This is a genomic window from Arachnia propionica (assembly GCF_037055325.1).
Lineage (GTDB): Bacteria > Actinomycetota > Actinomycetes > Propionibacteriales > Propionibacteriaceae > Arachnia.
Map to the genome: position 1 here is coordinate 65,633 of NZ_CP146373.1, position 26,457 is coordinate 92,089.

The 26,457-nt window shown below is 62.8% G+C and carries 25 protein-coding genes; 21 read left to right on the forward strand and 4 right to left on the reverse strand.

Going from position 1 to position 26,457, the window contains the following annotated elements; translation table 11 throughout:
* Window positions 1–13: 13 nt before the first annotated feature.
* From V7R84_RS00305 to V7R84_RS00335, 7 genes are read left to right on the forward strand one after another with little or no spacing between them, the layout of a single operon-like run.
* The gene (locus V7R84_RS00305) at window positions 14–199 is read left to right on the forward strand and encodes a hypothetical protein (protein ID WP_338570844.1); all 186 of its coding nucleotides are present in this window, start codon (window positions 14–16) and stop codon (window positions 197–199) included.
* Between the two features lie 60 nt (window positions 200–259).
* Window positions 260–565 carry a twin-arginine translocase TatA/TatE family subunit gene (locus tag V7R84_RS15375; protein WP_412728069.1) on the forward strand — a complete coding sequence of 102 codons (306 nt, stop codon included), beginning with the start codon at window positions 260–262 and terminating at the stop codon, window positions 563–565.
* Between the two features lie 6 nt (window positions 566–571).
* Window positions 572–1,447, forward strand: coding sequence for a twin-arginine translocase subunit TatC (tatC, locus tag V7R84_RS00315; RefSeq protein ID WP_338570847.1), 876 nt, complete (start codon window positions 572–574; stop codon window positions 1,445–1,447).
* Window positions 1,444–2,358 (forward strand): diacylglycerol/lipid kinase family protein, encoded by a 915-nt coding sequence (locus V7R84_RS00320; protein WP_338570848.1) that lies wholly within the window; start codon window positions 1,444–1,446, stop codon window positions 2,356–2,358. Before tatC ends, V7R84_RS00320 begins: the two co-directional genes overlap by 4 nt.
* A 22-nt stretch (window positions 2,359–2,380) precedes the next feature.
* Entirely contained in the window at window positions 2,381–5,125 is a 2,745-nt protein-coding gene (locus V7R84_RS00325; protein WP_338570850.1) for a DEAD/DEAH box helicase, read from the forward strand.
* Window positions 5,125–5,892 (forward strand): imidazole glycerol phosphate synthase subunit HisF, encoded by a 768-nt coding sequence (hisF, locus tag V7R84_RS00330; protein ID WP_338570851.1) that lies wholly within the window; start codon window positions 5,125–5,127, stop codon window positions 5,890–5,892. Before V7R84_RS00325 ends, hisF begins: the two co-directional genes overlap by 1 nt.
* A gap of 5 nt (window positions 5,893–5,897) precedes the next feature.
* Window positions 5,898–6,299: an HIT family protein gene (locus V7R84_RS00335; RefSeq protein WP_338570854.1), complete on the forward strand. Its 402-nt coding sequence runs from the start codon at window positions 5,898–5,900 to the stop codon at window positions 6,297–6,299.
* 46 nt (window positions 6,300–6,345) lie between these two features.
* Here the strand turns inward: V7R84_RS00335 and lexA are convergent, their stop codons facing one another.
* The gene (lexA, locus tag V7R84_RS00340; protein ID WP_338570856.1) at window positions 6,346–7,146 is read right to left on the reverse strand and encodes a transcriptional repressor LexA; all 801 of its coding nucleotides are present in this window, start codon (window positions 7,144–7,146) and stop codon (window positions 6,346–6,348) included.
* A 726-nt stretch (window positions 7,147–7,872) separates the two neighbouring features.
* Here lexA and nrdR point away from each other — a divergent pair.
* The 6 genes from nrdR (at window position 7,873) to V7R84_RS00370 (ending at window position 15,988) form a co-directional block, all read left to right on the forward strand.
* Window positions 7,873–8,409, forward strand: a complete 537-nt coding sequence (gene nrdR, locus V7R84_RS00345; protein ID WP_338570859.1) for a transcriptional regulator NrdR — start codon at window positions 7,873–7,875, stop codon at window positions 8,407–8,409.
* A 37-nt stretch (window positions 8,410–8,446) separates the two neighbouring features.
* Entirely contained in the window at window positions 8,447–11,296 is a 2,850-nt protein-coding gene (locus V7R84_RS00350) for a vitamin B12-dependent ribonucleotide reductase (protein ID WP_338570862.1), read from the forward strand.
* A gap of 1,276 nt (window positions 11,297–12,572) precedes the next feature.
* Complete coding sequence (locus V7R84_RS00355) at window positions 12,573–12,884, forward strand: hypothetical protein (RefSeq protein ID WP_338570863.1); 312 nt, start codon at window positions 12,573–12,575, stop codon at window positions 12,882–12,884.
* Window positions 12,881–13,291, forward strand: a complete 411-nt coding sequence (locus V7R84_RS00360; RefSeq protein ID WP_338570864.1) for a hypothetical protein — start codon at window positions 12,881–12,883, stop codon at window positions 13,289–13,291. Before V7R84_RS00355 ends, V7R84_RS00360 begins: the two co-directional genes overlap by 4 nt.
* Window positions 13,239–14,573, forward strand: a complete 1,335-nt coding sequence (locus tag V7R84_RS00365; RefSeq protein WP_338570865.1) for a nucleotide disphospho-sugar-binding domain-containing protein — start codon at window positions 13,239–13,241, stop codon at window positions 14,571–14,573. The genes V7R84_RS00360 and V7R84_RS00365 overlap by 53 nt, the downstream gene beginning before the upstream one ends.
* Before the next feature lie 59 nt (window positions 14,574–14,632).
* Complete coding sequence (locus tag V7R84_RS00370; RefSeq protein WP_338570867.1) at window positions 14,633–15,988, forward strand: threonine/serine exporter family protein; 1,356 nt, start codon at window positions 14,633–14,635, stop codon at window positions 15,986–15,988.
* Window positions 15,989–16,282: 294 nt separating this feature from the next.
* On the opposite strand, the gene V7R84_RS00375 is transcribed toward V7R84_RS00370, so the two are convergent.
* Complete coding sequence (locus V7R84_RS00375) at window positions 16,283–17,077, reverse strand: class I SAM-dependent methyltransferase (RefSeq protein WP_338570868.1); 795 nt, start codon at window positions 17,075–17,077, stop codon at window positions 16,283–16,285.
* A 20-nt stretch (window positions 17,078–17,097) separates the two neighbouring features.
* Here V7R84_RS00375 and V7R84_RS00380 point away from each other — a divergent pair, with 20 nt between their 5' ends.
* On the forward strand, window positions 17,098–17,331 hold the full coding sequence (locus V7R84_RS00380; RefSeq protein ID WP_338570871.1) for a hypothetical protein: 234 nt from the start codon (window positions 17,098–17,100) through the stop codon (window positions 17,329–17,331).
* A gap of 487 nt (window positions 17,332–17,818) precedes the next feature.
* Here the strand turns inward: V7R84_RS00380 and V7R84_RS00385 are convergent, their stop codons facing one another.
* Together V7R84_RS00385 and aroD are read right to left on the reverse strand one after the other, a co-directional pair.
* Complete coding sequence (locus tag V7R84_RS00385) at window positions 17,819–18,334, reverse strand: shikimate kinase (RefSeq protein ID WP_338570872.1); 516 nt, start codon at window positions 18,332–18,334, stop codon at window positions 17,819–17,821.
* 222 nt (window positions 18,335–18,556) lie between these two features.
* The gene (gene aroD, locus V7R84_RS00390) at window positions 18,557–19,321 is read right to left on the reverse strand and encodes a type I 3-dehydroquinate dehydratase (protein ID WP_338570874.1); all 765 of its coding nucleotides are present in this window, start codon (window positions 19,319–19,321) and stop codon (window positions 18,557–18,559) included.
* A 301-nt stretch (window positions 19,322–19,622) separates the two neighbouring features.
* Here aroD and nrfH point away from each other — a divergent pair, with 301 nt between their 5' ends.
* Genes nrfH through V7R84_RS00425 form a run of 7 tightly spaced genes read left to right on the forward strand, consistent with a single transcriptional unit; the run spans window position 19,623 to window position 26,266 of the window.
* The gene (gene nrfH, locus V7R84_RS00395) at window positions 19,623–20,120 is read left to right on the forward strand and encodes a cytochrome c nitrite reductase small subunit (RefSeq protein WP_338570877.1); all 498 of its coding nucleotides are present in this window, start codon (window positions 19,623–19,625) and stop codon (window positions 20,118–20,120) included.
* Window positions 20,121–20,126: 6 nt separating this feature from the next.
* Window positions 20,127–21,650, forward strand: a complete 1,524-nt coding sequence (locus tag V7R84_RS00400; RefSeq protein ID WP_338570879.1) for an ammonia-forming cytochrome c nitrite reductase subunit c552 — start codon at window positions 20,127–20,129, stop codon at window positions 21,648–21,650.
* 32 nt (window positions 21,651–21,682) lie between these two features.
* Complete coding sequence (locus tag V7R84_RS00405) at window positions 21,683–22,525, forward strand: tetratricopeptide repeat protein (protein ID WP_338570881.1); 843 nt, start codon at window positions 21,683–21,685, stop codon at window positions 22,523–22,525.
* A gap of 6 nt (window positions 22,526–22,531) precedes the next feature.
* Window positions 22,532–23,227 (forward strand): cytochrome c biogenesis CcdA family protein, encoded by a 696-nt coding sequence (locus tag V7R84_RS00410; RefSeq protein WP_338570884.1) that lies wholly within the window; start codon window positions 22,532–22,534, stop codon window positions 23,225–23,227.
* Between the two features lie 9 nt (window positions 23,228–23,236).
* Window positions 23,237–24,694, forward strand: coding sequence for a cytochrome c biogenesis protein ResB (locus V7R84_RS00415; RefSeq protein WP_338570887.1), 1,458 nt, complete (start codon window positions 23,237–23,239; stop codon window positions 24,692–24,694).
* Window positions 24,691–25,596 (forward strand): c-type cytochrome biogenesis protein CcsB, encoded by a 906-nt coding sequence (ccsB, locus tag V7R84_RS00420; protein WP_338570889.1) that lies wholly within the window; start codon window positions 24,691–24,693, stop codon window positions 25,594–25,596. Before V7R84_RS00415 ends, ccsB begins: the two co-directional genes overlap by 4 nt.
* The gene (locus tag V7R84_RS00425) at window positions 25,583–26,266 is read left to right on the forward strand and encodes a TlpA disulfide reductase family protein (protein WP_338570892.1); all 684 of its coding nucleotides are present in this window, start codon (window positions 25,583–25,585) and stop codon (window positions 26,264–26,266) included. The genes ccsB and V7R84_RS00425 overlap by 14 nt, the downstream gene beginning before the upstream one ends.
* Window positions 26,267–26,457: the final 191 nt, after the last annotated feature.

The following is a 26,457-nucleotide window of genomic DNA, read 5'->3' on the forward strand; positions in this document are numbered from 1 at the left end:
ACGATCTCGTGGTGTGATCTGGGCAATCGTTCTTGGCTGCTTGGCGGCGGTCGGAGTGGTGGTCCTGGTGGTGATGGCCATCGGGACACGAAACAAAATCGACGACGTTCTGGTGGAGATGCGCATGCTGGAGGAACGTCGCGATGAGCTGAAGGAGCTCACAGCAGGCATTCGGCTGCCCCACAGACATCACGAGTAAGCTTCACAGAAACGAACGAATCCGGAATGAGGTAACTGCACTATGCCAAGCATCGGGCCCATGGAACTGTTGATCATCCTGGGCATTGCCCTGCTACTGTTCGGCGGTTCACGCCTGGCAGGGCTCGGCAAGGGAGTCGGGCGCTCCATCCGGGAGTTCAAGGAGGAGGTCAGGTCCGCCGACTCCAAGGAAGAGGACAAGAGCTCCGAACCCGAAGTGGTCGAGGCGGAGATCGTCGATGACAAGGCCGCAGAACTCGAACGCCGCCAGCGCGAGTTGGAGGCCCGCGAGCAGGCCCTCAAGGAGGCCGAGTTGAAAGCCCGGGAGGCGGCGCTCAACGCCCGCGAAGCCGAGACCGGGAACTGATCCACGTTGAGTTCCGACGCCAGCAGCGCTGAGGCGAAACCGCGTCGGTCCAGCTGGTTCCGCCCACCCAAGAAGGAGTCCCCGGACGGCAGCATGTCGCTGGGTGACCATCTCCGTGAGATCCGATACCGCGTCACGGTCTCGGTGCTGGCGCTGGTCCTGGCTGCCGTCGGGTGTGCCTTCTTCTACCAGCCGCTGGTGCTGTTCATCATGGAGCCCTACAGCGTCGCCAGGAAAGACGTGGAGGCAGCAAATCCTGAAGCGAACCTCCAGCTCGCCAACACCGGGGTGACGGGACCTTTCACCCTCGGTGTGGTGATCCTGATTGTCTGCGGTCTGATCATCACCATCCCGGTGTGGCTCTACCAGATCTGGGCCTTCGTGGCACCCGGCCTGCTCGCCAAGGAGAAGAAGTACGTGCTGTACTTCATGGGCGCTGGAATTCCGCTGTTCCTGGCGGGCTGTGCCATGGGCTACTGGGTCTGGCCCAAGGGCATCGCGGTCATGCTGAGTTTCACTCCATCGAATCTCGGGATCATGAACTACCAGGACATGGCTGAGTTCGTGACCCTGGAGCTGAAGATCATTCTTATTTTCGGGGTATCCTTCCTGCTGCCCGTGATCGTGGTCGCCCTCAATCTGTTCAACGTGGTGCGCGGACACCAACTCAAGAAATGGCGCAAGGGCGTGTTCTTCGGGTCCTTCGTCCTGGCCGCGGTTGCCACACCATCCACCGATCCGTTCACCATGCTCTGCATGGCGATCCCCATGACCCTGTTGTTCTACCTCTCCGAACTGATCTGCCGTGGCCTCGACAAGCGCAAGGGGGTCGTCGCCGCAAAGGAGAAAGAATTCAACATAGACGTGGATGACGGCAAGTGAACCAGCTGGCGAAACCGTCCCTGCTGACCCTGGTTGTCAATGAACGCTCAGGCGGGGGGCGCGCGGGCCGTATTCTTCCGAAAGTGGCACGCAGGCTTCGTGAGCAGGTCCCCACCGCAGAACTGCACATCGTTTCCTCCAGCTCGTGGACTGAGGCCGAGAAACTGACCCGCACCGCGGCTTTGGAGGCCCGCCCCGGTGATGCTCTGCTGGTGATGGGTGGAGACGGCATGGCCCATCTCGGGCTCAACGCAGCGGCGGGCACCGAGGCGACTCTCGGGCTGATCCCAGCGGGAACCGGAAATGACTTCGCGCGCGGCATCGGTGTGCCCCGCACCATTGACGAGGCCGTCGAGGTGATCGTCGCGGGCCGGACCCGCACAGTCGACCTGGCACACATATCCAACAGCACCTTTCCCCAACGCTATGTCGGAGCGGTGGTCTCCACCGGCTACGACGCCCGGGTGAACCGCTCCACCAACCACATCAGGCTCCGGCTGGGGGCTCTCAGTTACGGCTACATAGCCATGCGGGAGCTGGCCTCCTTCTCCCCGCTGCACTACGACATGATCATCGACGGGGTGCGACGTCGTCAGGAAGCGATGTTGGTCGCGGTGTCCAACACGGGAGTCTTCGGTGGCGGCATGCACATCGCTCCCGATGCCGATCCTGCTGATGGCCTGCTCGACGTCACAGTGGTCGGTCCGGTTTCGCGAACCACCCTGCTCAGGTTGTTGCCGTCCATGTATTCCGGGGCCTTCGTCAAACATCCGTGTGTGGAACAGTTCCGGGTACGCAGCATCGAGCTCGCCGGTGAGGGACTGTTCGTGATGGGCGATGGTGAGGAGCTGGGGGAGGTCCCAGTGCGTGTCGAGTGCGTACCGGAAGCGCTCAAGGTCTTTATCGCCTGAGAAGCCCTGCTACGTTGGGGCGGTGACCGATCAGGTACAGCGTTTCGCCGCGCTCTACTCTTTTCCGCTCGATGACTACCAGATTGCTGGCTGCGAGGCCTTGGCCTCGGGATCGGGCGTGCTGGTTGCTGCGCCCACCGGGGCCGGCAAGACGGTGGTGGGCGAGTTTGCCGTATGGCTGGCCCTAGAAACCGGTACGCGATGTTTCTACACAACCCCGATCAAGGCACTGAGCAACCAGAAGTATCACGATCTCGTGGAACGACACGGCGCAGACAGGGTGGGGCTGTTGACGGGCGATTCCTCGGTCAATGGTGATGCTCCTGTGGTGGTGATGACCACTGAGGTGCTGCGCAACATGATTTACGCTTCCTCGACAGGGCTGAACAACCTGGGGCACGTCGTCATGGATGAGGTGCACTACCTGGCCGACCGGTTCCGCGGCGCTGTATGGGAGGAGGTCATCCTCGGGCTGGCCTCCCGGGTGCAGATCACGGCGCTGTCGGCGACCGTCAGCAATGTGGAGGATTTCGGCGACTGGTTGCGCACCGTGCGGGGAAGTTTCGAGGTGGTGGTCTCCGAGAGGCGCCCCGTCCCCCTCTATCAGCACGTGGTGGTGGGAATGAAACTGGTGGACCTGTTCGAAGGAGTTGCCCCGACTGCCAGGGAACTGCCCAGTGAGCGTGTCGCGAAGGTGAACCGGGAGCTGCTGAAGATCTCCCGCGCCGAGGCCACCCGGGTACGAGACGATTCCCGACGACCCCGCGGGCGTTCCGGCCGGGGAAAGAGACCCCGCGGTTCTGGTTCCTTCGGCGGTGACGTTCATCCGCGTTTCGCGGGGCGTCGCACATCGCGAGCCGAGGTGGCGCGGGTCCTGGAGAGGGTTCGGCTACTGCCCGCGATCTGGTTCATCTTCAGCCGTGCCGGGTGCGATGCCGCCGTTGAGCAGCTGCTCACCGCCGGGGTGAACCTGACCACCCGCGACGAGGCCGCCCTGCTCGGGGAGATCGCTGACCGACACGTCAGCGGATTGTCGGTCACTGACCTGGAGGCGCTCGGATATGAGGATTTTCGGAGCGCTCTCTGCGCGGGTATCGCCGCCCACCATGCTGGGCAGTTGCCCACCTTCAAAGCGATCGTGGAAGAGGGATTCACCAGCGGGGCCTGCAAACTGGTCTTCGCTACAGAAACCCTGGCGCTCGGCATCAACATGCCTGCCCGGACCGTTGTGCTGGAGAAGCTGGTCAAGTACAACGGCGAAGCCGTGGTGGACATCACCCCAGGGGAGTACACCCAGCTCACCGGGCGGGCAGGCAGACGTGGCATCGATGTCGAAGGACACGCTGTCGTGCAATGGCAGCCCGGCATGGATCCACGAGCTGTCGCGGGCCTGGCCTCGAGACGCACCTACCCGCTGCGCTCCTCCTTCGCGCCGAGCTACAACATGGCCGTCAACCTGACCGCTTCGATGGGACGGGAGCGGGCCCGCGAGGTGCTGAACCAGTCGTTCGCGCAGTTCACCATCGACAAGACCGTGGTCAAGGCCAGCCGCACGGACCGTGAGCGGCGTCGTGAGATCGCCGCCAGCCGCGCCGAGGCCGAGTGCCACCTGGGGGATTTCATGGAATACGCGGCCCTGCGGGAGGAGATCTCCCAGCTGGAGGGCACCTCCGCGGCCGCCCGCAGGGCTCGGCGCGCCTATGACATTGCCGAGGCCATCTCGAAACTCATGCCTGGGGACGTGATCTGGGTGCCGAGACAGGGCTGGTGCGTGGTCTTGGCCATCGGTCAGAAGCAGAGCCGCGACGGTGTGCCGTGGGTGCAGGTCATCGCAACCGATCACACTGTGCTGCGGCTGCGACCCCACGACCTGCCCGGTGCGCCTGCCCCCGTGGCCCGGGTGAGGGTGCCCCGGCGTTTCTCCGTGCAGGACCGCAAGGCGCGCCGGGAGCTCCTGGCCATGCTGTCGGCAAAACTGGAATCCGTCGATCCCGAAACCCCCGCATTCGAGCCGACCCCGACCGACGAGGAACAGGCGAAGCGGATCGCGGACCTGAGACGCCGGATGAAGAAACACCCCTGCCATGGCTGCGAGGAACGTGAGCTGCACGCCATAGCAGCTGCACGTGCTATCCGCCTCGAGCGGGAGGCCACACGCCGAGATGCCGAACTGACGGGACGTGCGAACTCCTTGGCCGTGCAGTTTGACCGGGTCTGCGGGGTACTCTCTGACCTCGGCTACCTGCATGGGGATGAACTGAGCGACGCGGGGCGGATGCTGCGCCGTATCTACAACGAACTGGACCTCGTTGCCGCCGAATGCATCCGTCGCGATGTGTTCGTTGACCTGGACGGGCCACAACTGGCAGCTGTGTTGTCGTCGCTGCTCTACGAGTCGCGTCCGGGGCGTGACCAGCGGCACCCACGGATGCCGGACGCCGCCAGCGAGGCGGCGCAGTCCGCGCTGCGGACGGTGTGGCGTGAGGTCGGGGCGTTGGAACGCAACCATCGTCGCGACCGAGGACGTGAACCTGACATCGGTTTTGCCGAGGCGGCATGGCGCTGGGCCAGCGGTCAGGAACTCGCGAAGGTGCTGCGCATCAGCGGTTTGCCCGCCGGTGATTTCGTGCGCTGGGTGCGGCAGGTCATCGACCTGGCCGGCCAGATCGCGACGGCCGTTGGACCCGGGGACTTGCGTCGCACCTGCCGGGAGGCGATCACCGCGATGCGTCGAGGAGTCGTCGAGACCGATCTGGAGGAGGACTAATGGGAGTCGCGCTACGCGTGATCCCCTGCCTGGATGTTCACGACGGGCGGGTGGTCAAGGGAATCAATTTCCGTGACCTCAAGGACGCCGGGGATCCGGTGGAGCTGGCCGCTCGCTACGGTGCGGAGGGAGCCGACGAGTTGACCTTCCTGGACATCTCGGCATCCGCGCAGGGCCGGGAAACCACTCGGGAGATGGTGACCCGGTGCGCGGAGACCGTGTTCATCCCCCTTACCGTGGGGGGCGGGGTGCGGTCGGTGGCCGACGTGGATGCGCTGCTGCGCTGTGGGGCCGACAAAGCAGGCATCAACACCGGGGCGCTTGCTGATCCGGGGGCGATCGATGAGATCGCGGCGCGTTTTGGAAACCAGGTGCTGGTGCTGTCCCTGGATGTCAGGCGGGCCGGTTGGGCACCCTCCGGGTTTGAGGTCACCACCCACGGCGGACGCAGGCCAGCGGGCAGGGATGCCATCGAATGGGTGAAGGAGGCTGTCGACCGTGGGGTCGGAGAAGTGTTGCTCAACTCCATGGATGCTGACGGCACCACCAACGGTTTCGACATTGAGATGATCCGTGCGGTTCGCGAGGTCGTGGACGTTCCACTGATCGCATCCGGCGGGGCGGGAACCGCACTCCACTTTGCCGACGCTGCCCGCGCCGGCGCGGACGCAGTGCTGGCGGCGAGTGTCTTCCACTACGGCAGGCTCACTATTGTTGAGGTCAAGCAGGAGCTGGCCCGAGCCGGCTTCGAGGTACGAGGAGTCTGAAGACCATGAGCGATTGCCTGTTCTGCCGGATCATCGAGGGCGAGATTCCCTCGAAGTTCGTCTACCAGGACGACAACGCCGTCGCGTTCCTGGACATCAACCCGTGGCAGCAGGGACACACCCTGGTGATTCCGCGCCGTCATGTGGCCGATGCCTTGGAGGATCCGACGGCGCTGGCAGAGATCACTCCCGCCATCGGGGCGGTCGGCAACCTGTTGAAGGAGAAGCTGGGTGCCAGCGCCTGCAACATTCTCAGCAACGCCGGCGCCGACTCTGGGCAGGAGATCTTCCACCTTCATGTCCACGTCCTTCCCCGCTACGCTGACAACCCGGGCATCTCCAACATGCGCGGACCGATCAGCGACGACCTGGACCATGTGCACTCCCGCCTCACCGTGGATCGGTAACGGATCTGTGCGGCGCTCTGGCCATTAGCCCGGTAACCAACCGGTTTCACACCCGCCGCATGACCGCCACCACCTTGCCCATGATGCGGGCACCGGTGCCATCGATGGGGGAGTAGGCGGCGTTGTGGGGCATCAGCCACGCTTTACCACCCCTGCGGCTCAGGGTCTTCACAGTGGCTTCGTCGTCGAGCAGCGCGGCGACGATGTCGCCGTTGTCGGCACTGGCCTGCTGCCGCACCACCACCCAGTCCCCGTCGCAGATGGCGGCGTCGATCATGGAATCCCCGCGCACCTCCAGCATGAAAAATGTGCCATTTCCGACCAGCTGCTTAGGCAGGGAGAAGACGTCTTCCACCTGCTCCTGGGCGAGTATGGGCCCGCCCGCCGCGATCCTGCCCAACAAGGGCGTCTCGACGGCCTCAGGATGTGAGGAATGGGTCTGCTCGGGGTCGGGCAGATCCGGTGCTGGTGATTCAGGGGCGAGGGTCTCCGGCAGGGTCACGACCATGGCCCGTGGTCGGTTCGGGTCACGACGGATGAACCCGGCCTTCTCCAGCACCTTCAGCTGGTAGGCCACTGAGGACGTCGAGGCGAGACCGGCACGTTGGGCCAGCTCACGCATGCTCGGGGGATACCCATTGGCCTCCACCGCGTCCCGGATGAGTTTCAGTAGCAGCTGTTGGCGGGGAGTGAGGTCGCTGGTCTCAGCAGAGGAGGAGAGCTCGGAAATGCGTGCCACGTCGGCGGCTGCCTGTGCCTTGCTGGGACGCCCAGAACGCGAAGTCTTGCGTGTGGGAAGCCGGATGATCGTGGCCTCCGCGGTTTCCTCGTGGGTCTCGTCTGCCATGACGTCATCTTACCCCAGAATGCGAACATCTGTTCGAGGATTGTCGATAGGGCGAAAATGTCAGTGCCGGGGTGTTGACTTTTCGTGGAATGCGACAGGAATCGAAAATGTGTTTGAAACAGCATGCGGGCTCATGTACTGTTTCGAACATAAGTTCGACACATTGCGGATGGTGGCTGTTGTGGCAACAGGAGGAAACATGAGCATCGAAGTCGTCGAGGTGACCGCTGTCTCTGGCTCCCGCGGGAGGGGTTGCTTGGTCGGTCCTGCCGGTCGTCCCGTGCAGCCTGTACCTCGTGTCCGTGCATCCCAGGGCTTGACCGTGTGCGGTTCCGCCAGGGGGGTCTCCTGTGTTGTTGTTCGTCCTGGCTTCCGTTTCGCGCAAGGCCTCAAATCGGCGGCTTTCGCTGCGCTGGTAGTGCTCTCCTTTATCGTCGCAGCGCCGGGAATCGCATCTCTCAACCAGCCTGAACCAGCCTCGAGGCCTACCGCAGGGGATCCTGCCTGGGCGCATGTCGCGGGTCGTTGAGAGGTCTCTGGTGAGTTTTGCGACACGCGTGGCGTGACATTTGACGATGCGGAGACGTCGGCATAGAGTCCACATCTAGTAGTTGCGACCCTGCTTTATCTCAACACGTTGTATTTGTTGGGTGTTGAAGGGGGATCTGGGGGAGCAGCGTTGCAAGCCGCACCCCGGGGGACGGGGCTACGTGAAAGGACTCTGCCGTGTTCTGTCCGTTCTGCCGCCACGCAGACACCAAGGTGTCTGACTCGCGTGCGACGGACGACGGCCTGGCCATCCGCCGCCGCCGGGTGTGCTGCTCCTGCCAGCGGAAGTTCACTACCGTGGAGCAGATCCAGCTCTACGTCCTGAAACGCTCTGGGGTGGTGGAGGCGTTCAGTCGGGAGAAGGTGATCCGGGGAGTCGCCAAAGCCTGCCAGAACCGCCCGGTCACCGCGGCTCAGCTGGCTGCTCTCGGGCAACGCGTGGAGGAAGACCTGCGCTCTATCGGGCAGGCCGAGCTGACCAGTGAGGACATTGGCATCGCGATCCTCAGGCCCCTGGCGGAGCTCGACCCCGTGGCCTACCTGAGGTTCGCCTCGGTCTACAAGAATTTCGACTCCGTTGATGATTTCCTTGACGAGGTCGACTCCATGAAACGCCGCCAGCCGACCGGGGACGCGCTGCTACCCGAACCCATCAGGGGGGCTCGGCGCAGACGTCGTCGCGAGAGCGACTCCCAGGAACCCCTCATCGGCTGACCCGATCAATCTCCGCCATTCTCGTAGTGAGGAAGACATGACCACCACTGTGACCAAATCCGTCAAACGCCAGGGACGCCCTGGTGAACAGCCTGTCCTCGGGGTGGGCCTCACCGTCGAGCGGATGTTCTCCACCGAGGGCGTGCATCCCTACGACGAGGTCTCCTGGCAGTTGCGCGATGTGGTCCAGACCAACTGGAAAACCGGTGAAGTGGTCTTTGAGCAGCGCGGTGTGGAGTTCCCTGACTTCTGGAGCGTGAATGCCTCCACCATCGTGACGAACAAGTACTTCCGGGGGGCGCTTGGTACTCCGCGGCGCGAATCCAGTCTCAAGACCCTCATAGATCGCGTCGTCGGGCAGTACGTCAAGGCCGGGAGGGACAACGGCTACTTCGCCACCGACCAGGACGCCAAGATCTTCGGGGAGGAGCTGACCTGGCTGCTGCTGCATCAGTACTTCTCCTTCAACTCGCCGGTGTGGTTCAACGTCGGCACCCCTTCACCGCAGCAGGTTTCCGCCTGTTTCATCCTCAGTGTCGATGACTCCATGGAGTCCATCCTCACGTGGTACAAGGAGGAGGGATTCATCTTCAAGGGTGGTTCCGGGGCCGGCCTGAACCTCTCCCGCATCCGGTCCTCCAAGGAGCTGCTCAGCTCGGGTGGCACCGCATCCGGGCCCGTGTCCTTCATGCGCGGCGCCGACGCCTCGGCCGGAACCATCAAGTCCGGCGGCGCCACTCGGCGCGCCGCGAAGATGGTCGTCCTGGACGTCGATCACCCGGACATCGAGGAGTTCATCGAGACCAAGGCCCGTGAGGAGAACAAGATCCGGGCGCTGCGCGACGCCGGTTTCGACATGGACCTCGGTGGCAGGGACATCACTTCCGTGCAGTACCAGAACGCCAACAATTCGGTGCGGGTCACCGACGAGTTCATGTCTGCCGTTGAGGCGGGAACCGAGTTTGGGCTGCGTGCTCGCACCACCGGCGAGGTCGTCGAGAGGGTCGACGCCCGGGACCTGTTCCACAAGATTGCCAAGGCGGCCTGGGAATGCGCTGACCCCGGTGTCCAGTACCACGACACCATCAACGCCTGGCACACCAACCCGGAATCCGGGCCCATCACCGCGTCCAATCCGTGCTCCGAATACATGAGTTTGGACAACAGCTCCTGCAATCTGGCTAGTCTCAACCTGCTCAAATTCCTGGGTGAGGACGGTGTCTTCGATGCGGAGACCTTCGTGCGCGCCGTCGAGCTGGTCATCACGGCGATGGACATCTCCATCTGCTTCGCGGATTTCCCGACCGAACCAATCGGTGAGACCACCCGCAACTTCCGGCAACTCGGGATCGGGTACGCCAACCTCGGGGCGCTGCTGATGGCCATGGGCAAGGGCTACGACACTGACGGGGGACGTTCCACCGCGGCCGCTATCACCTCCATCATGACCGCCGCCTCCTACCGTCGCTCCGCGGAGCTGGCCGGGATCGTCGGGCCCTACGACGGCTACGCCCGCAACGCCGAAGCCCACAAGAAGGTGATGCGCAAGCATCGCGCCGCCAACGAATCCGCGTCCGTGATGCCAGCCGACACGGATCTCCACGCGGTGGCCACCCGGGAATGGGAACAGGTGGTCGCGATCGGCGAGGAGAACGGCTACCGCAACGCCCAGGCCTCCGTGCTCGCCCCCACCGGAACCATTGGTTTCATGATGGATTGCGACACCACCGGCGTCGAACCCGACTTCTCCCTGGTGAAGTTCAAGAAACTCGTCGGCGGCGGTTCCATGCAGATCGTCAACCAGACCATCCCGCGGGCGCTCACCAAACTCGGCTACGAGGAAGACCAGATCCGTAAGATCGTCGACTTCATCTCTGAGAACGGGCACGTGATCGGCGCTCCTGGTCTTGCCAGGGAGCACTACGAGGTCTTCGACACCGCCATGGGGCAGCGGGCCATCGCCCCGATGGGACACGTCCGGATGATGGCCGCGGTGCAGCCTTTCCTGTCCGGGGCCATCTCGAAGACCGTGAACCTGCCGGAGTCCGCCACTGTCGAGGACATCGCGGACGTTTACCAGCAGGGATGGAAGCTGGGTCTCAAGGCGCTCGCCGTCTACCGGGACAACTGCAAGGTCGGTCAGCCGCTCTCCGACGGCAAGAAGGCCGAGGACAAGGAGAACGTCAAAGTCGTCGAGAAAGTTGTGGAGAAGGTCGTCTACCGGCCCAAGAGGGAACGCCTGCCGAAGTCGAGGCAGGGGCGCACCACGAGCTTCTCCGTCAGTGGGGCCGAGGGGTACATGACCTCCGGTGCGTATGAGGACGGACGGCTCGGTGAGGTGTTCCTGAAACTTGGCAAGCAGGGCTCCACCCTCGCCGGTGTGATGGACGCCTTCTCCATCGCGGTGTCCATCGGCCTGCAGTATGGGGTGCCGCTCGAGAGTTTCGTGCAGAAGTTCACCAACCTGAAGTTCGAGCCTGCGGGCATGACCGACGACCCGGACATCCGCATTGCGCAGTCGTTCATGGACTACATCTTCCGCCGTCTTGCGCTGGACTACCTTTCCTTCGACGACCGCGCTGATTTGGGGATCTACACTGCCGCCGAGCGCGCCCGCTACGTCGAGACTGGTTCCTACCTCTCTGAGGAGGAAGAAGCCGAGATGCCTGAGGCGGAGAGCTTGCGCAACGACGCCTACGACGACTTCAACGTCGACGGTGCCCGGCAGCCCTCCCTGATTGACGCCCACACCACGGCTGAGCTGATGGAGTCGATGACCGGGCGGGCGGTGGACGCCCCGTTGTGCATGACCTGCGGTACCAAGATGCGCCCCAGTGGATCCTGTTACGTCTGTGAGGGCTGCGGTTCCACCAGCGGCTGCAGCTGACCCGACGGTGAGCGGTGGGTGCGGGCGCTGCCCCTACCCCACGAAGCTCTGATCCTCCCGGAGTGAGGGTAGGCGTGTACGGAATCAGGTTGATCTGCAACACGCCTTTGGTGTGAATACGTAAAACTCCGAGAATGAGTCTCAATTCATGCGTGAAGTGTTACGTGCTTCGCCGTTTGCTCCCGCATCGCGGTCCGGGCGGCCGGCTTCACCAAGGCGGCGCATTCGACTTTCTGCCTCTGATCGCTGGGGCTGCAACGGGCCATGGGTCTCCTGTGCGTGAAGGTATGTATTGCAGTGTCCGGGTGGGTTGGGTGCCTCGAGTCGGTGATTACGTGGTGTACGGCATGAGCAGTCGTGCTGGCCTCCTGCGCCGTGTCAACGAGCCCGTTTGACGCCAAAAGCCCTGCGAAAGTGTTTCGGTGATTCTCGTTGATGACTCGACGCAGTTCCCTCAGTACCTGATCGGTTGCGGTTTCGGCGGTGAGTTCTGCGATCAATGCATGCCAAGCTGTTTCCTTCATGATCTCCTCGGCCAGGAGTGCATCCAGGAACTGTTGGGGCCGGATGAATGAACGAGCGCCTTCTGCACGCGGTTGACGTAGTTTGCTATCCGCTCCGTGGGTAGTTCCGGAATGAGGTCCTGTTCGGGGGGCGAGGTGCCCTTCACGAACCCCGCCAAGTGGATGATTGTCTCAAGTTTGGCGGCGCGGTAGCCGACCTCTAGGAAGCGTCAGGAGACGGCTCGCAGGATCGCTGAGTACACGTCTCTGCGTCGGGCGCACACGTTGCCTGGGTGATTTCTGTGGGAGATGGTCCGGCATGGAAGAGCACATGCCCCGACGACCTACGGTCTATACCGGCGATCCTGAGTGTTCTCCGATACGGATACATTATTGTATTCAATACGTCAGGTATTGAAACTCCGGTTGGAGGAGCGTTGCAAGGACTCGCGAGAATCGACATCACCAGCACGTCCTGCCATCCTTCTATGCGCGCCAGCTCCGGAAGCGTGTAATGAGACCCGGAGGTGCGGACGTGCCGTGCTGGTCGACGACAGCAGCGCGGCACATGATGGATCGCAACGGAATCCATCTCAGCGTGCGGTCGGTTTCGGACCCCGGTGTCCGGCTCGGAAGAGATGCCCTTGCGCGATGCATTGTCAGGAACCTCAATGAATACGTCGCGTCCATAGTGGATGAGCGACTCGACAGGTTTGGATTCTTCGTGACGTTGACCCTCCTGGACGTCGAGAGCGTGTTCGAGGAGATCCAGTATGCCTGCGACCAACTGCACGCCGATGGGGTGGTGCTGCTGGCGAATGCCGCAGGAAAGTGCTTGGGGGACCCATTATCTTGCATCGTTGCTCACAGAACTCGACCGCCGTGTCATCACGGTGTTCGCCCATCCGGGAACACTTTCCCCAGAACCGGTGCAACGCGTGCCGACGTTCTCGCTGGACTATCTGCTGGAGACGTCCATGACGGCAGTGGACCTGATTCTCTTCGGTGCATTGGAGCACTTCCCGAGGATTGCCCATGGTGGGGGATTCGCGCCTTATCCGTCTACCGAGCCCTCCTGGCGATGATCGCCTGGGAACCCGCTCAACGAAAACTGCTGACAGCGCTGTGTCAGGGGTACGGCAAACAGAAGAACATCGAGGCGTTCCGGAGGTTCTACTGGGGCATGGCCCTCATTGTCTCCCCGGCGGATCTGCCCCGCCTGTTCGACGTGGCCGATCCGGGGAGCATCACGTTCGGGACCGACTGGCCGTTCACCCTCCATCCCGTGGTGAAATTCATCGCCCGAGAACTGGGCCACTATCCGATGCCCGGATGGCTACGGGAAGCAACAAACCACGGGAACGCCCTGCGGCTGTTTCCCGAATCTGTGCGTTGGCCGATCAGCAGGGTTGGTACGAGAAAAAGCCAAGGAGAAGAACATGCAGGAACCGGTGAGGGTGACAGTCGTCGTGCCGACCTTCAACGCGGGTGACACCACCAGAGGAGTTGAGATCGCACGGGCGATCCAGCGGGTCGCCGACCAGCGGGGTCGGGAAGTAGAGGTCTCCTTCCTCCACCCGGAGACCCGGCAGAGTTTCGTGAAGCAGATCGCTGAGGCCGGATACGAGACCCGGTCCACAGGTCTTGCCCTGTCGCAAGAGGAGGTCGACACCATCATGCGTGCCGACCATGACGGAACCGAGTTCCTGACTGACCAACGGCGCTCCGGGGACGTGATCGACGCCATCACTGACGATCTGCGCCAATATCGGCCAGACCTCATGGTCTACGGATTCATCCCCCACGCCGGGATTGCGGCGCAGTTGATGGGCATCCCCTCTGTGGTTTACAGTCCGTGCCCTGTATATCGCCCATGGCTGGAACAGTACTTCCTCCTGGACGTGCCGGACGACCTGAGGCTGCGCATCGTGGATCGGCTTCCCAAGCGGCTGCGCACATGGATGGCCAGACGGTTGTCGTCGCTGGCGATGCGTTCCGGTTTCTTCAGGCAGCCCGTCCTGGCCCGGGCGGCACGGGAACGCGGCTGGGACAATCCTCAGACCGACATGTTCGGGATGCTCGACGCGGACATCCAGCTGGTCAACGACCTGCCCATTTACTACGAGGGTCAAGATGTCGGGCCACGCACCCGGATCGCGGGACCGTTGTTCAGCACGCCGGTCGACGTTCCGGTACCACCGGAGATCGTGCATCGTTTCGCGGGTGAAGGTGCCCCGAAGGTCTTTGTGGCCATGGGCAGCAGCGGCGAGAAGGAATACCTGCTGACAGCCATCGAAGCGGTAGCCGGTGTGAACTGCCGGGCGGTGGTGGTATGCCCGCCGCATGTCGTCTCGCTCGATGAGGCCCGACTTCGCCTCGGTGAGATCGACCACGTCCTGCTGACCGATCGGTTCGTGCCCGCACCCGCAGTCAACTCACTGGCGGATGTTGCGATCATTCACGGCGGGCAGGGCACCGTCCAAACCGCGGTGTACGCCGGTACGCCGGTGCTGGGGATCGGCATGCAGTGGGAGCAGTGCTCCAACCTGGACCGGCTCGTCCAACGCGGATCGGCGATCCGCATCCCGAGGAAAAACTGGCAGGTGAACCGGGTGCGTGAATCACTGGAGCGGCTGATTGCCGATCCGGCCCATGCAGTCGCGGCCCGGGAGCTCCAGGAGGAGTTGGCCAGTACCGACGGCTACCAGATGACGGGGGATCTGATCTGGGACCTGCTATCCGAGACCTCCCGCGGGGATGAGCCGGACATGTGATCCCGTGGGCTGTGAGCTGAACCGCCCGGACGGATGGAAGACGCGTAGAATCACCGCCCGTGAATCAACCAGACCCCGAGTGCTACGGCGATCAGGAGTTCGAGGACTCCCTGGAACCCAGGCATCTGATCCTTCGGACTGACGCCGTGGCCCGGGCAGGGGGAATGATGCTCGGCGCCGGCACCAGTTCGCTCCGGGTTCGGCAGCTCATGCGGCGTTCCGCCAAGGCCCTCGGGCTGGGACACATCGCGTCGTCGATCACGTTCACGTCGCTGGCCATGACGGTGGAACGTCGCGGGGTGTTCCGTACCAAGGTGGTCGAGGTTCCCAAACCGGGGGTTAATGCTCACCGGATCGCGATGCTGCAGAAACTCAGCAATGAGATGCCGGAACGGATTACTGCGACGGAGCTTGACCGCCAGCTGGACCGGATTGACCACGCGGATCCGCTGTATCCGGCATGGTTGAGAGGAATCATGGTCGCTCTGGCTTGCGCCGCCGTCGCGGTGCTCGCCGGCGGTGGCTGGCGCGAGATTGGGACTGTGCTGCCCGCCTCTGCGCTGGCGTATCTGCTGTTCCGGCGGCTCGGGCGCTGGCAGATCAACCACTTGGCGGTGGTGATGGTCTCCGCCTTCACCGCCTCGGCACTGTATTTACTGGGAACCGGGACGCTGGACCGGCTGTTCGGGGAACCAAGTCCGCGCATGGCCGCGGGGTTCATTTGTGCCTCCATCTTTCTGATCCCCGGTTTCCCACTCGTGACCGCGGGCCTGGAACTGACCCGGCTGGACCTCACAGCGGGGTTGCCCCGGGCCGCCTACGCTTCCATGATCCTGCTGGCCATCACCATCGGGGTATGGATCGTGGCTAATCTCGGCGGGGTCACCGCGGAGACCGCACCGCCGCTCAGCGGGGAGCTGTGGCAGGTGTGGGCCATTCGGGTGGTGGCCAGTTTTATCGCGGTCGTGGGGTGGGCCATGATGCTGAACTCGCCCCTACGCACCGCGTTGGCCTCCGGTGTGGTCGCGGTTGCGGGCAATGCCGTCAGGCTGGAGCTCATCGACCTTGGGGTCGCGGAACACGTGGCGACGTTCGTCGGCTGTTTTATCATCGGCCTCGGCTGCGCCTTGCTGGGAAGGCTCTTCGGACTTGAGAAGATCATCATGACCGTGCCGACCCTCCTGGTTTCCATACCCGGTGCTTTCGCCCTGCGGAGCCTGCTCCACCTCGACCAGAATCACACGGACCTGGCCGTCACGCAGGGCATGACGGCACTTCTCGGAGTGATCGCCATGGTTGGTGGCCTCTCAGCAGCCCGGATGCTCACCGACCCGGAATGGACCTTCACCCGTGATGACCCGCCGCACCTGAGAGAGGTGGTTCCCGGGCTGCGACGCCGGAAACGGAGGTCTTGACCCTTGTTGCGAAAAGCCATGCGGGTTTCCGCGCGTCACCATGAACCCGCACATGCCGTGGGGTGTGTGGGAACACATTGCTGACTGGCTCGATGCTGATCAGGTGTGGCTCCCTGTCCCGGTCCGCGGCACCGGGAGGTTCTCGGTCGGCTTCTGACCAATGGGGACCTCCGGGGGCAACCTGGTAACTGATGTCCACCTGGCTGCGCTTGCCGTTGAGCACGGCACGAGCATCTGGTTTTTCGACAGCGATTTTGCCCGTTTCCCCAGTCTCGCCCTGATCAGTCGTGGGCATCACTGACGCCGACCCGTACCTACCACCAGCGAGGCATTGAGTTGTTCTCCCGAGAGTTGCTCCGCCAGAAGCACGTGGACGCGTTCACGGGAAACTGCATCCAGGTCGGCCAGCATCGACCGGAAGGCCGACCCTTCGATCAGCAGGCGGAGAGCCACGGCATCGAGCGGGACCCTGAGCTCAATCGTCGTGACCTCGGCGGACAGGCCCAGCGTGCCTATCCGGGTGTGCATGGTCTCGGGACGGGTCAGGTCTTCACTGAAGCGGGCACGGCCTTCGTGCGGCGGAGGTAGGGCGCCTCCCAACTTCCTCAGAATGCCCGCCAGAATGGTTCCCACGGCGGGGAGGTCCAGTGAATCCGGGGAGGAGAGCCAATGAGCGATCACAAGCTTCCCGCCTGGACGGAGAAGGTTCGTCAGATGATTCGCTCCGGCAGCAGGATCGGGTAGGAAGGGTAAACCGAGGATGCAGAACACCTGGTCGTAGGGGCCACCCTTCCATGTGGTGATGTCGGCGGTGCACGGGACAACCTGAGCAGCAGGTCGCAACTCCGCGAGGCGGTTTCGTAGCTCTCTGATCAGAGGCCCGGACAGGTCAACGGCATCCACGCGTCCCGCGGAGTCGATGAATTCGGCAATTGGCAGTGTCGCGGATCCGATGCCGCAGCAGGCATCCAGCACGTATTCCCCGTTGCCAGGAGGTGAGGCTTTGACGACGGCCAGACCGACCCGGTCCCACAGCAGGGGAGCAAGAGCGGTGAAATCCCGGGCGGCAGCATCAAACATACTGTCCATGCCGACCATCATGCCCCTCAATGACCGTCCCGGCCCTGCTGGTCATGGTGCCCGGTTCGTCGGCGCTGCGCATCCTCCTGTACTTCGACTCCGGGGACGTCAGCTGCGCCGTCGCGCAGGGGATCGTGACGATGCTCGGAGTGGTGGGTCTGTCGGCTGCTCGCATGCTGACCGATCCGGAGTGGATCTTCACCCGAGACGATCCACCTGCGATCCGGGTGCCCGTCCCCAGGATCCGTAGGAGGGGGGACTGACCAGGGTTCCGTCCGTCGGGAGTGGCGCCGGCCAGGAGAAACAGCCCAGCAGGCGCGCCAGGGTAGTGGCGTGGACGATTCCTATGCCGACCGCCTCCCCGTGCTCCAACCGGAGCGACGTTCGACGGCGCACCCGTAGCTGAGCAGTTCGCGACCCACCCGCGTGTCCTCAGAACGGGACCCGTGCAGGTCCTTGCCCGCGATGAAGGTCGTGACCCAGTTGGATCGCGCCCATCACCTTGGCCAGTTTCTGGCTCTCTGGGGTCAACATTCGCTGCGTCCGGGGTTCCAACAGGTGAAGGGTCCGTGGAATCGGTCACGACACCGTGCACGATTAACTCGGCAATGCCGCCCAACAGCGGCTCCGGCCCGGACCCGTGAGGTGATTCAGCCGCAGAGTGTCGCCGCCGACCCCAGAAGGCACCCATGACATCTCCAACCGGACCTCGTAATGGTTGTCCGCGGTGACCGGGATCACCTCACCTGTTCAGTGTCCTGGTTCGAACGAGGCGACGTGGGCGGCGATCGCATCGACCACCGATTCCACCGAGGCGTGGTCGGTGTCCACGGTGAGGCTCGCCAGTCGCGCATATGTTGGGGCGCGTTCGGAGAGCATCGTCCGCAAGCGGATCACGGCGTCCTGCCCTGCCAGAAGTGGACGGCCCTCGTCATGTCCGATCCTCAGGGCAGAGCTTTCGGGTTTCACCCGCAGCCAGATGACGGGATGGCCGTCGAGGGCGTCCGCGATCGCCCGGGTCATCGGGGCTCCTCCCCCGAGACTGAGAACCCCCGGTGCATCCAGGAGCTCGATCGTGATCTCACGCTCCAACGCCCGGAAGTACGGTTCCCCGTTGGTGTTGAAGATCTCTCGGATGGTTCGCCCTTCTCGCTGCTCCAGGACGAGGTCGACATCAAGATGCGGTAGGCCTAGTCGTTCCGCGAGGAGTGGGCCGATCGTCGATTTTCCGGAACCCGACAACCCGATCAGGGCGATTGCGTTCAAGGCAACCGTCCGATCGTGGGGAGATCGCGATCCGATTGGTTTTTCACGGCAGGAGCCTAGTGCATCACCCTTAACCGATTCCGGCGTGCACACAGGTGAGAGATGATTATGTGCTCACGCGTCGCGTGGTCAGGAGTTTGCACCGCCAGCGGGATCTCGGAACGGTTGGGTCAGTACTGTTCGATGTTTCTGAAACGGACGTGGGTCTCAAAGGCGTGCCTTTCAGGTAAGGTGTGCGTCGAGGAGCTCCAAGATCGGTCGCAGCTCTTCCACGGGGATCTGGCCGGGAGCGGAAGGGCGATCCACCATCGCGAACGTGGCGCACGACCCCGTCACCCGAGGGGACAAACGGGTAATCAACCCCAGACCGCCCATGGATATGGTCAACACGGGGGTTGATGGGTGCTGGCTGGTCATGGTCCAAGTGGCTTCCATCAGCTGGAGTACATCACCCATGTTCTGGGGCATGACCGCGGCTTTTGCGACGGCGCATCCCCGTTCCTGTATCTCCACCAGATGCCGGACCAGCTCCTCGACCGGTGGGGTGGCCGTGAAGTCGTGGAAGCTGCCTATCACTGGTACCCCGGCGTTCTTCGCGGCTGCGATGATGGCGTCACCGACTGATCGCTCGAAGCGATGCTCGACGTCGACCGCATCCACCAGGCCGGATGTGATGGCAGCGATGTTGAGGTCGTGGTACTCGTCGGGGGTGATGGGTTTGTTCCCGTTTTCGTGGTGGCTGCGGAAGGTGAAGAGGACGGGCCGGTCTCGGGCGGCGGTGCGTATCCGGGCAGCAGCCTCGAGGACGGCAGAGGGGGAGGGGGCGGCGTCGAGGAAATCCACGCGCCACTCGATGATGTCGGGTTTCACCCCTGCAAGTGTGGTGGTTTGGGCCACGAGTTCCTCGGATGTGCTGGCGGTGACGGGCACGATGACCTTCGTCCTCCCCTCACCCAGGGTGACGCCTCGCAGCTGAACCGGTGACATGGTGACCTCCTCGGGCCTCAGGGTAACTGAGAGGGAGCGTCGGCCTCATGCCTGGGGATCGCACCCCGTGCTGCCCGGCGGGATGGTGAACGGAATGGCGCCACCCGGTCCCGCGCTCATCGCCCCACAGTGACAGTAATAACGATATGGTTTTCTGCTCTTTTTGTATGAGGAATGTCTGCGTCCTCGAGAGGTGTTTTCTAGGTTTCTCAAAGTTTTTGTGTTAGCGTGTCTCTAAACCAGACGGGCCCATCACCGCGTGGCGTGGTGGGAGCGGTACCGGGGACAAGAAGAGGCACTCATGAAGCGTTTCATCCTTGCGAGGTGGCGAGACTTCACCCGTGTCTTCACGGGCTGGACGGGTGTGGCCTTGGCTGCCCTGCTCGGCGCGATCCTGGGCGTCGGGGGCTTCACCGTCTATTACTCCGGGGCCGCCGATTATCTTGGCGACGACCCCTCCAGCTGTGCGAACTGTCACGCCATGAACGAGCAGTACGAGGGCTGGTTGAAGGGGTCTCATCATGACGTGGCAACCTGTAATTCTTGTCACGCCCCCCACGACAACATTGTTTACAAATACATCAACAAGGCTGACAATGGTTTCTGGCACGCGCTGAAGTTCACGTTCCAGAATTACCCAGAGAACATCAAAATTCGCGAACACAACCGCGAGATCGTCGAGGCCGCCTGCATCGACTGCCACGGTGACTACGTCGATCAAGCCAAGAACAGTTCCGAGCACAAGGGTCAGCGGATGTCCTGTCTCCGCTGCCACGATGGCGTCGGGCACAAGAGGTGAGGAGAGATGAGCCCCACGACTGAGAACAACGACAAGCCCACCAGGACCGAGGCCGCCGATCGCACATCCTCGTCTGACGATGTGGGGAAGAAAAAAGCCACCACATGGACGGGTCCGCGTAAGAGGTGGGTTCCCGTCGTGGTCCTGCTTTTCGTGGCGGTGGCCGCCGCCGGGCTCACGTGGCTGCTCACCAATATCTTCCAGCACAAGGAGGAGGCCAAGCATCCGTTCACCAAGGTCGTCGAACTGGATGACTCAACGTATGATCCGGCTGTGTGGGGACAGAATTTCCCCACACAGTACGAGCAGTACAAGAAGACCTCCGAGGACACCGACGGTGATTTCGTCAAGGTCGATCCCACAGCGGACGACCCGCGCGAATACCACACCCTGTCCCGTATCGAGATGGAACCCCGGGCCCAGCTCATGTGGCGTGGCTATGCGTTCTCGGTGGATTACACCGAGCCGCGTGGACACGAATGGGTCTTGGAAGACCAGAAGCACACCCAACGCACCAAGCCGCAGTTCAAGCAGCCCGGTACCTGCCTCAACTGTCACGCCTCGATGCCAGAGGTCTACGACAAGCTCGGCAATGGTGACCGGATGGCTGGTTTCCACACCATGAACTCCATGTCCTATGAGGAGGCCGTTCAGCACGCCTCATCGACCATCGCCTGCATTGACTGCCATGACCCGAAGACCATGGAGCTGCGGATCACCCGCCCAGCCTTCATGGAGGGGATCAAGAAGGTCAAGGCGCTAGAGGGAATCACCGATTACGACGTCAACCGCGACGCCACCAACCAGGAGATGCGAACGTACGTCTGTGCGCAGTGTCACGTCGAGTACCATTTCGCGGGCGAGGGTAAGACCCTGACCTTCCCATGGGACAAGGGCCTGACAGCCTACGACGCCATGGCCCACTACGACGAGATCGGCTGGACCGACTACAAGCACGCGGAGAGCGGTGCTCCCATCCTCAAGGCTCAGCACCCCGATTTCGAGACTTGGTCCCAGGGGATTCACGCCGCCAACGGCGTCACCTGCGCCGACTGCCACATGGCATATCAGCGCAACGGCGCCGGGAAGGTGAGCAACCACCAGATCATGAGCCCGATGGCAAGCGATGAGAGCATCAATGCGTCGTGCCTGACCTGCCACCATTCCACCGAGGCCGAGATGCGTCAGCGCGTCGATAACATCCAGACGACGTGGCAGAATTCGCTCAATGTGAGTTTCACTGCTCTGGAGGCACTCATTAACGACATCAAAGCGGCAGATGCCAATGGCACGGCTACCGAAGAACAGCTGACGCTCGCCCGTGACTACCAGCGCAAGGCGCAGTTTGTCGTCGATTACTCGTTCTCCGAGAACGGACGCGGGTTCCACGCCCCGCAGTACTCGGTGTCCATGCTTAACCAGGCCACCGACTGGGCACGTTCCGGACAGCTCGCCCTGCGCGGGGTCTCGGTGGACAACGGCAAGCCTTCGGCCATCCCGGAAAAGCATTCGCCCGAGAAGAAGAACTGACGACCATATACAGAAGGGATTGATCCGGGGCGATGAAGATCAAGGGTAGGGCTTTCACGAGAGAAGACCTCGAATCCTTCCTCGCCACCGCCCCGGACCAGCTCAAGGACTGGGCGCAACAGCAGCTCGCACAGTTCGACGAGACCAGCGAAGAAAGTCCGGAGGACGAAAACGAGGACGGTGCGGACCTGGCTGATCTTCTGCCGGAGGATGAGGACGATGCCGAGGCGGATACCCCCAAGGTCTCGGCTCTAGAACGCCGGGCGGGGGTCTCGCGCCTCAACTTGGTGCTCGTGACCCTCTTGGCAGCTGCTCTGGTCGTCATCATCCAGATGGCTGGGCGCTCCCAGCCTGAAACGACTACTGCGATGCCGAGCAACCACCCGTCTGTCGACGCTTCCGCCTTGGCAGAAATGGATCAGGCCCAGAAACTCGACAAGGAGCGCGAGGCCGAACTCAAGACCCAGATCGAGGCCGACCCGGGCAATGTCGAGGCCCGATTGAAGCTGGGCACCCTCTACTACAACGCCGCCTTGTACCCGGAGGTGATTCCCCAGCTGCAGTACATCCTCGACCATGACCCCGACAACCTGGACGCGCTCCTCGGTATCGGGGCGGCGGAGTACAAGACCAACCAGTATGACGCTGCCGAGAAACACTGGCTGCGCATCACCGAACTCGCACCACAACGCGTGGAGCCCTGGTACAGCCTCGGTTTCCTGTACATGGCACGCACACCGGCCGACCCAGTGCGGGCCCGGGAGGCCTGGAACAAGGTGATTGAGATCGATCCGGACTCGAGCATGGCACAGGAGGTCACCCAGCATCTCAACGCTTTGGCCACCCCCACTGCGGCACCGAGTACCGAGGGTTGAGAGAGCATGGAGCTGACGATTCCGGTGGCCCTTCTCGCTGGGCTCGTCTCCTTCGCCTCCCCGTGTTTCCTGCCCATCGTGCCGGTCTTTGTCGGGCAACTCGTCGGTTCCGGGCCCGGGCGGGTGAATCGACGCGTAGCACTCGGGAATTCGCTTGCATTCGTCGCCGGGTTCTCCGTTGTTTTCATTGCCCTGTGGGCGTCGCTGGGTTTGCTGGGTCGGTCTTTGGGCCCCTACGCAGTCCATCTCCGGATCCTCGGGGGAGCGGTGCTGGTGTTCATGGGGCTGCACGTCGCCGGGATCCTGCGGCTTCCCGTGTTCGACAGGCTGGTGAGAGGTCGGCTGCTCGGTGAAGGTGGAAACACCTCTGTGTGGCGTGCGGGGCTCATGGGGGTAGTTTTCGGTGCCGGATGGACGCCCTGCATCGGTCCGGTGCTCAGCGGCATCCTCACCTTGGCCACAGTCAGCTCTACCGTGTGGTCGGGAATGCTTCTCATGACCGCATACTGTTTGGGACTCGGACTGCCCATCGTCGCGGTCGCCATCGGGTCGGCCGAGGTCACGCGACGTTTCGGGTGGTTCGTCAGGCACCATGTGGCGGTGTCTTTGGCGACCGGAGGGCTCTTGGTGGTGGTCGGTTTCCTCATGATCACCAATCTGTTCGCATCGCTGGCCGGGCTGATCCCCGCGTTTGGAATCTAGAGGTGACCGATGAGTGATGAAACACCCCGTAGAACGGGAACCACTGACGGACTGGACGAGGCTCTCGACCTCTCACCCGGTCGTTTTCTGCACGCAATCTACGCGTTGTTTCATAACAAAGCTTTCGGGCTCATCCTGATTCTGCTGACCGGTTTGTTGTCGCTCATCGGAGCGCTGCTGCCGCAGAAGCCATCGAGCATCGCGGGTGATCCGGAACGGCAGGCTGCCTGGCTCGACAGGGTGCGCGACAGCGTCGGCGGCTGGACGTCGATCCTTGACGCTCTTGGGTTTTTCTCGATGTTCTCCTCCATCCCCTTCCTCGTCGTGATGGGGCTGCTGGCCCTTTCGATCATCGCCTGTACCACACACCGGATTCCCGTTATCTGGAAAGCAGCCCGTCATCCCCATGTTCGCGTCAAGGCCAGGTTCTTTGATGTAGCAGGGCTTCGCACCCGATTCATCACATCGCAGGAACCCGATGAGGCGTTGGAAATGATCGTCGCCGATGCCCGCCGCCACGGTTTGCGGGTCATCCACGACGACGCGGGGACGGGACGGGGCGTGTACCTGGACCGCAATGCCTGGATGCCGTTCGGCACCGTGCTGGCACACACGGCGTTCGTCGTCATCATGGCAGGGTTTGTTGTTTCATCGTTGACCGGGTTCCGTGATGAAAGGTTCGCCCTGACCATCGGATATCCCCGCGAGGTCGGGCACGGCACCACTCTGGTTGCCGAGGCCACGGGCTTCCGCGATACCTACTACGACAACGGGGGGCCAAAGGATTACGTCGCCGACCTGGTGCTGCGTGACGGCGACAAAACGGTGGCGCAGCAGGAGGTCAGGGTCAATAGCCCGCTCAGCCACGCTGGACTCATGTTCCACCAGGCCTACTTCGGGGTTGCGGCGGTGATGCGTGTGACGGACGCGTCCGGGGCGACGGTCTTCGAGGGTGGGGTTCCGTTGGAATGGACCACGCAGGACAAGATCTTCAACTACGGGCATGTCACCCTGCCGGATCAAACCATGATGTACGTGATCAGCCCAGCCTCTGGGCAGGTAGGGAGGGGAATCGCTCCCGGCCAGGTGAGGGTTGAGCTGCGCCGGGGTGAGAAGACCGCTCCGCTGGCCTCGACCGTGATCGACATGGGGACCGCGACCCCCGTCGGGGACTACTCAGTTACCTTCCAACGTGAGCAGCAGTTCACAGGAATGATCCTGAGAAGTGATCCCGGGACGGGAATTGTGTGGGCTGGGTTCGCCCTGCTGGTCGCCGGCACCTGTATGACGATGTTTTTCCGCCACCAGCGCCTGTGGGTGCGGGTGAGCGGGACCGATGAGGGAACCTTGATACAGATGGCCTCCCCGGATCGGCGTGATTCCGGGTTCACGCGTTTCGTAACGGATATGGTCGAACGCGTCAACACTCAACTGGCCAGCGCCACGAAGAAGGGAGATCAGCGATGATCGAATATTCCCAGGCCCTGCTGCTCATATCAACGACCCTCGTGGTCATTTCCACCATCGCCTACCTCGGAGCTGTCCTCGCGGCGAGGATGACGAGAGCCGCGGCAACCACCTCGGCAGACGGAGTGGTCGTCGGCGAGGGAAGCAGGGAGGTCAAGGTCACGGGAGGCTCCCGGCGCACGCCGCTGCGACGTTTCACGGTGGCGTGGTGGGCGGCCAAGTCCACCCAGCTGGCCCTGCTGCTGATGACTGGCGTGTTGATCACCCGGACGATCGCGACAGGGCATGCGCCTTTCTCGAATCACTACGAGTTCGCAATCGCCTTCACTTGGGGCATGCTTCTGGCGCAGGTTTACTTTGAGTGGCGCTACCGGATCCGGACCATGTCGGTGATCACCCTGCCGGTGATCCTGGCTATGCTCATCTACGCCTCCACCATGTCCTACAAGCCGAATCCTCTGATGCCCGCATTGCAGAACTCGCCGCTGCTCACGTTGCACGTGTTCACTGCATCGCTCGGCTACGGGGCTGCTCTGGTTTCCTTCGCAGCTGCCGTGATGTACCTGCTGGCGCCATACGTGAAGTGGAAGGGCTGGCCGAGCCGGGAATCCCTCGATGAGCTGGGCTACAAGGCCACCGTGGTGACTTTCCCGATGCTCACCCTCATGCTCATTCTTGGATCCATCTGGGGCAATGTCGCGTGGGGGCGGTACTGGGGCTGGGATCCGAAGGAAACGGCGGCCCTGGTCACCTGGTTGATCTACGGGGCCTATCTACATGCCCGGGTCACCAGGAGCTGGCGCGGCAAGAAATCGGCATGGTTGCTGGTGCTGGCCTTCGCAGCTGTGGTGTTCACCTATCTCGGCAACCTGTTCTTCGGAGGTCTGCATGCCTACGCCTGATGATGACGAGGTGACCGAGTTCCTGGAGACCGATGAGCCCGCTCCGGAACCGGACCGCACATCCAAGGAGGAGCCGGCCTGGCGGGCGCGACTGCGGTCTTCGAGTTTCGGCCAGACTGCGGTGGTTCTGGTGACGGCTTTTGCCATTGCGATTGCCGCCTGGTTGGTGGTGAAACCGGGTGACCAGGACTCAACCCGGGCCGAAAGCGAGGCCATGTCCCACGTGGATGTTGAGGGCGTGCAGCAACCCCCCGCCGTGGGGGCCAACGCTCCGGGCTTCACCGCGACGGACATCGACGGGACGCCGGTTTCGCTGGAGGAACTGCGCGGCACACCGGTGTGGCTTGTGTTCATGGCCACCTGGTGCACGGGTTGCCGTACGGAGATCCCGGATATTCAGGGCGTCATGGCATCCCAAGGTGGCGCGGTCAGGATCGTTGTGGTCTATGTCGGCGAGAGTCCGAGCACGGTGAGCGACTACTCGAAACGCGTCGGAAATGACTTCCCCCAGGTCGCAGACCAGGACCAGCAGATCTCCGCGGCCTACGGAATCATGGGGGTGCCGTCGCACTATTTCATCGATGCCAAGGGCGTGGTGCAACAACGCCACGTCGGGGTTTTGAGCCTCGATGCGATGAACCAGGCCATCCACAATGCGATGTCCTCCTAGAGCCAATCATGCATGCCGGGGCGCCAGGGCCTCCGGCGGTGCACTCCGGAGCCGCCGCACTGCTGATGGCGGCGTGCCACTCGGGTCTGCAGGTATGGTCGAGCGAGCCGGGCGCTCGTCACTGTCCATGAAACACGCGGTTCAATGGCCCTTTCCTTGGAACCTCCTAGACTGGGCGGGTTCGACGCATG

Coding starts and splice junctions, on each gene's coding strand:
- V7R84_RS15375 (WP_412728069.1), top strand. CDS start 260: ATGGAACTGTTGATCATCCTGGGCATTGCCCTGCTACTGTTCGGCGGT.
- hisF (WP_338570851.1), top strand. CDS start 5,125: ATGGGAGTCGCGCTACGCGTGATCCCCTGCCTGGATGTTCACGACGGG.
- V7R84_RS00335 (WP_338570854.1), top strand. CDS start 5,898: ATGAGCGATTGCCTGTTCTGCCGGATCATCGAGGGCGAGATTCCCTCG.
- lexA (WP_338570856.1), bottom strand. CDS start 7,146: ATGGCAGACGAGACCCACGAGGAAACCGCGGAGGCCACGATCATCCGG.
- V7R84_RS00350 (WP_338570862.1), top strand. CDS start 8,447: ATGACCACCACTGTGACCAAATCCGTCAAACGCCAGGGACGCCCTGGT.
- V7R84_RS00355 (WP_338570863.1), top strand. CDS start 12,573: ATGCCTGCGACCAACTGCACGCCGATGGGGTGGTGCTGCTGGCGAATG.
- V7R84_RS00360 (WP_338570864.1), top strand. CDS start 12,881: ATGATCGCCTGGGAACCCGCTCAACGAAAACTGCTGACAGCGCTGTGT.
- V7R84_RS00365 (WP_338570865.1), top strand. CDS start 13,239: ATGCAGGAACCGGTGAGGGTGACAGTCGTCGTGCCGACCTTCAACGCG.
- V7R84_RS00375 (WP_338570868.1), bottom strand. CDS start 17,077: ATGGACAGTATGTTTGATGCTGCCGCCCGGGATTTCACCGCTCTTGCT.
- V7R84_RS00380 (WP_338570871.1), top strand. CDS start 17,098: ATGACCGTCCCGGCCCTGCTGGTCATGGTGCCCGGTTCGTCGGCGCTG.
- aroD (WP_338570874.1), bottom strand. CDS start 19,321: ATGTCACCGGTTCAGCTGCGAGGCGTCACCCTGGGTGAGGGGAGGACG.
- nrfH (WP_338570877.1), top strand. CDS start 19,623: ATGAAGCGTTTCATCCTTGCGAGGTGGCGAGACTTCACCCGTGTCTTC.
- V7R84_RS00400 (WP_338570879.1), top strand. CDS start 20,127: ATGAGCCCCACGACTGAGAACAACGACAAGCCCACCAGGACCGAGGCC.
- V7R84_RS00405 (WP_338570881.1), top strand. CDS start 21,683: ATGAAGATCAAGGGTAGGGCTTTCACGAGAGAAGACCTCGAATCCTTC.
- V7R84_RS00410 (WP_338570884.1), top strand. CDS start 22,532: ATGGAGCTGACGATTCCGGTGGCCCTTCTCGCTGGGCTCGTCTCCTTC.
- V7R84_RS00415 (WP_338570887.1), top strand. CDS start 23,237: ATGAGTGATGAAACACCCCGTAGAACGGGAACCACTGACGGACTGGAC.
- ccsB (WP_338570889.1), top strand. CDS start 24,691: ATGATCGAATATTCCCAGGCCCTGCTGCTCATATCAACGACCCTCGTG.
- V7R84_RS00425 (WP_338570892.1), top strand. CDS start 25,583: ATGCCTACGCCTGATGATGACGAGGTGACCGAGTTCCTGGAGACCGAT.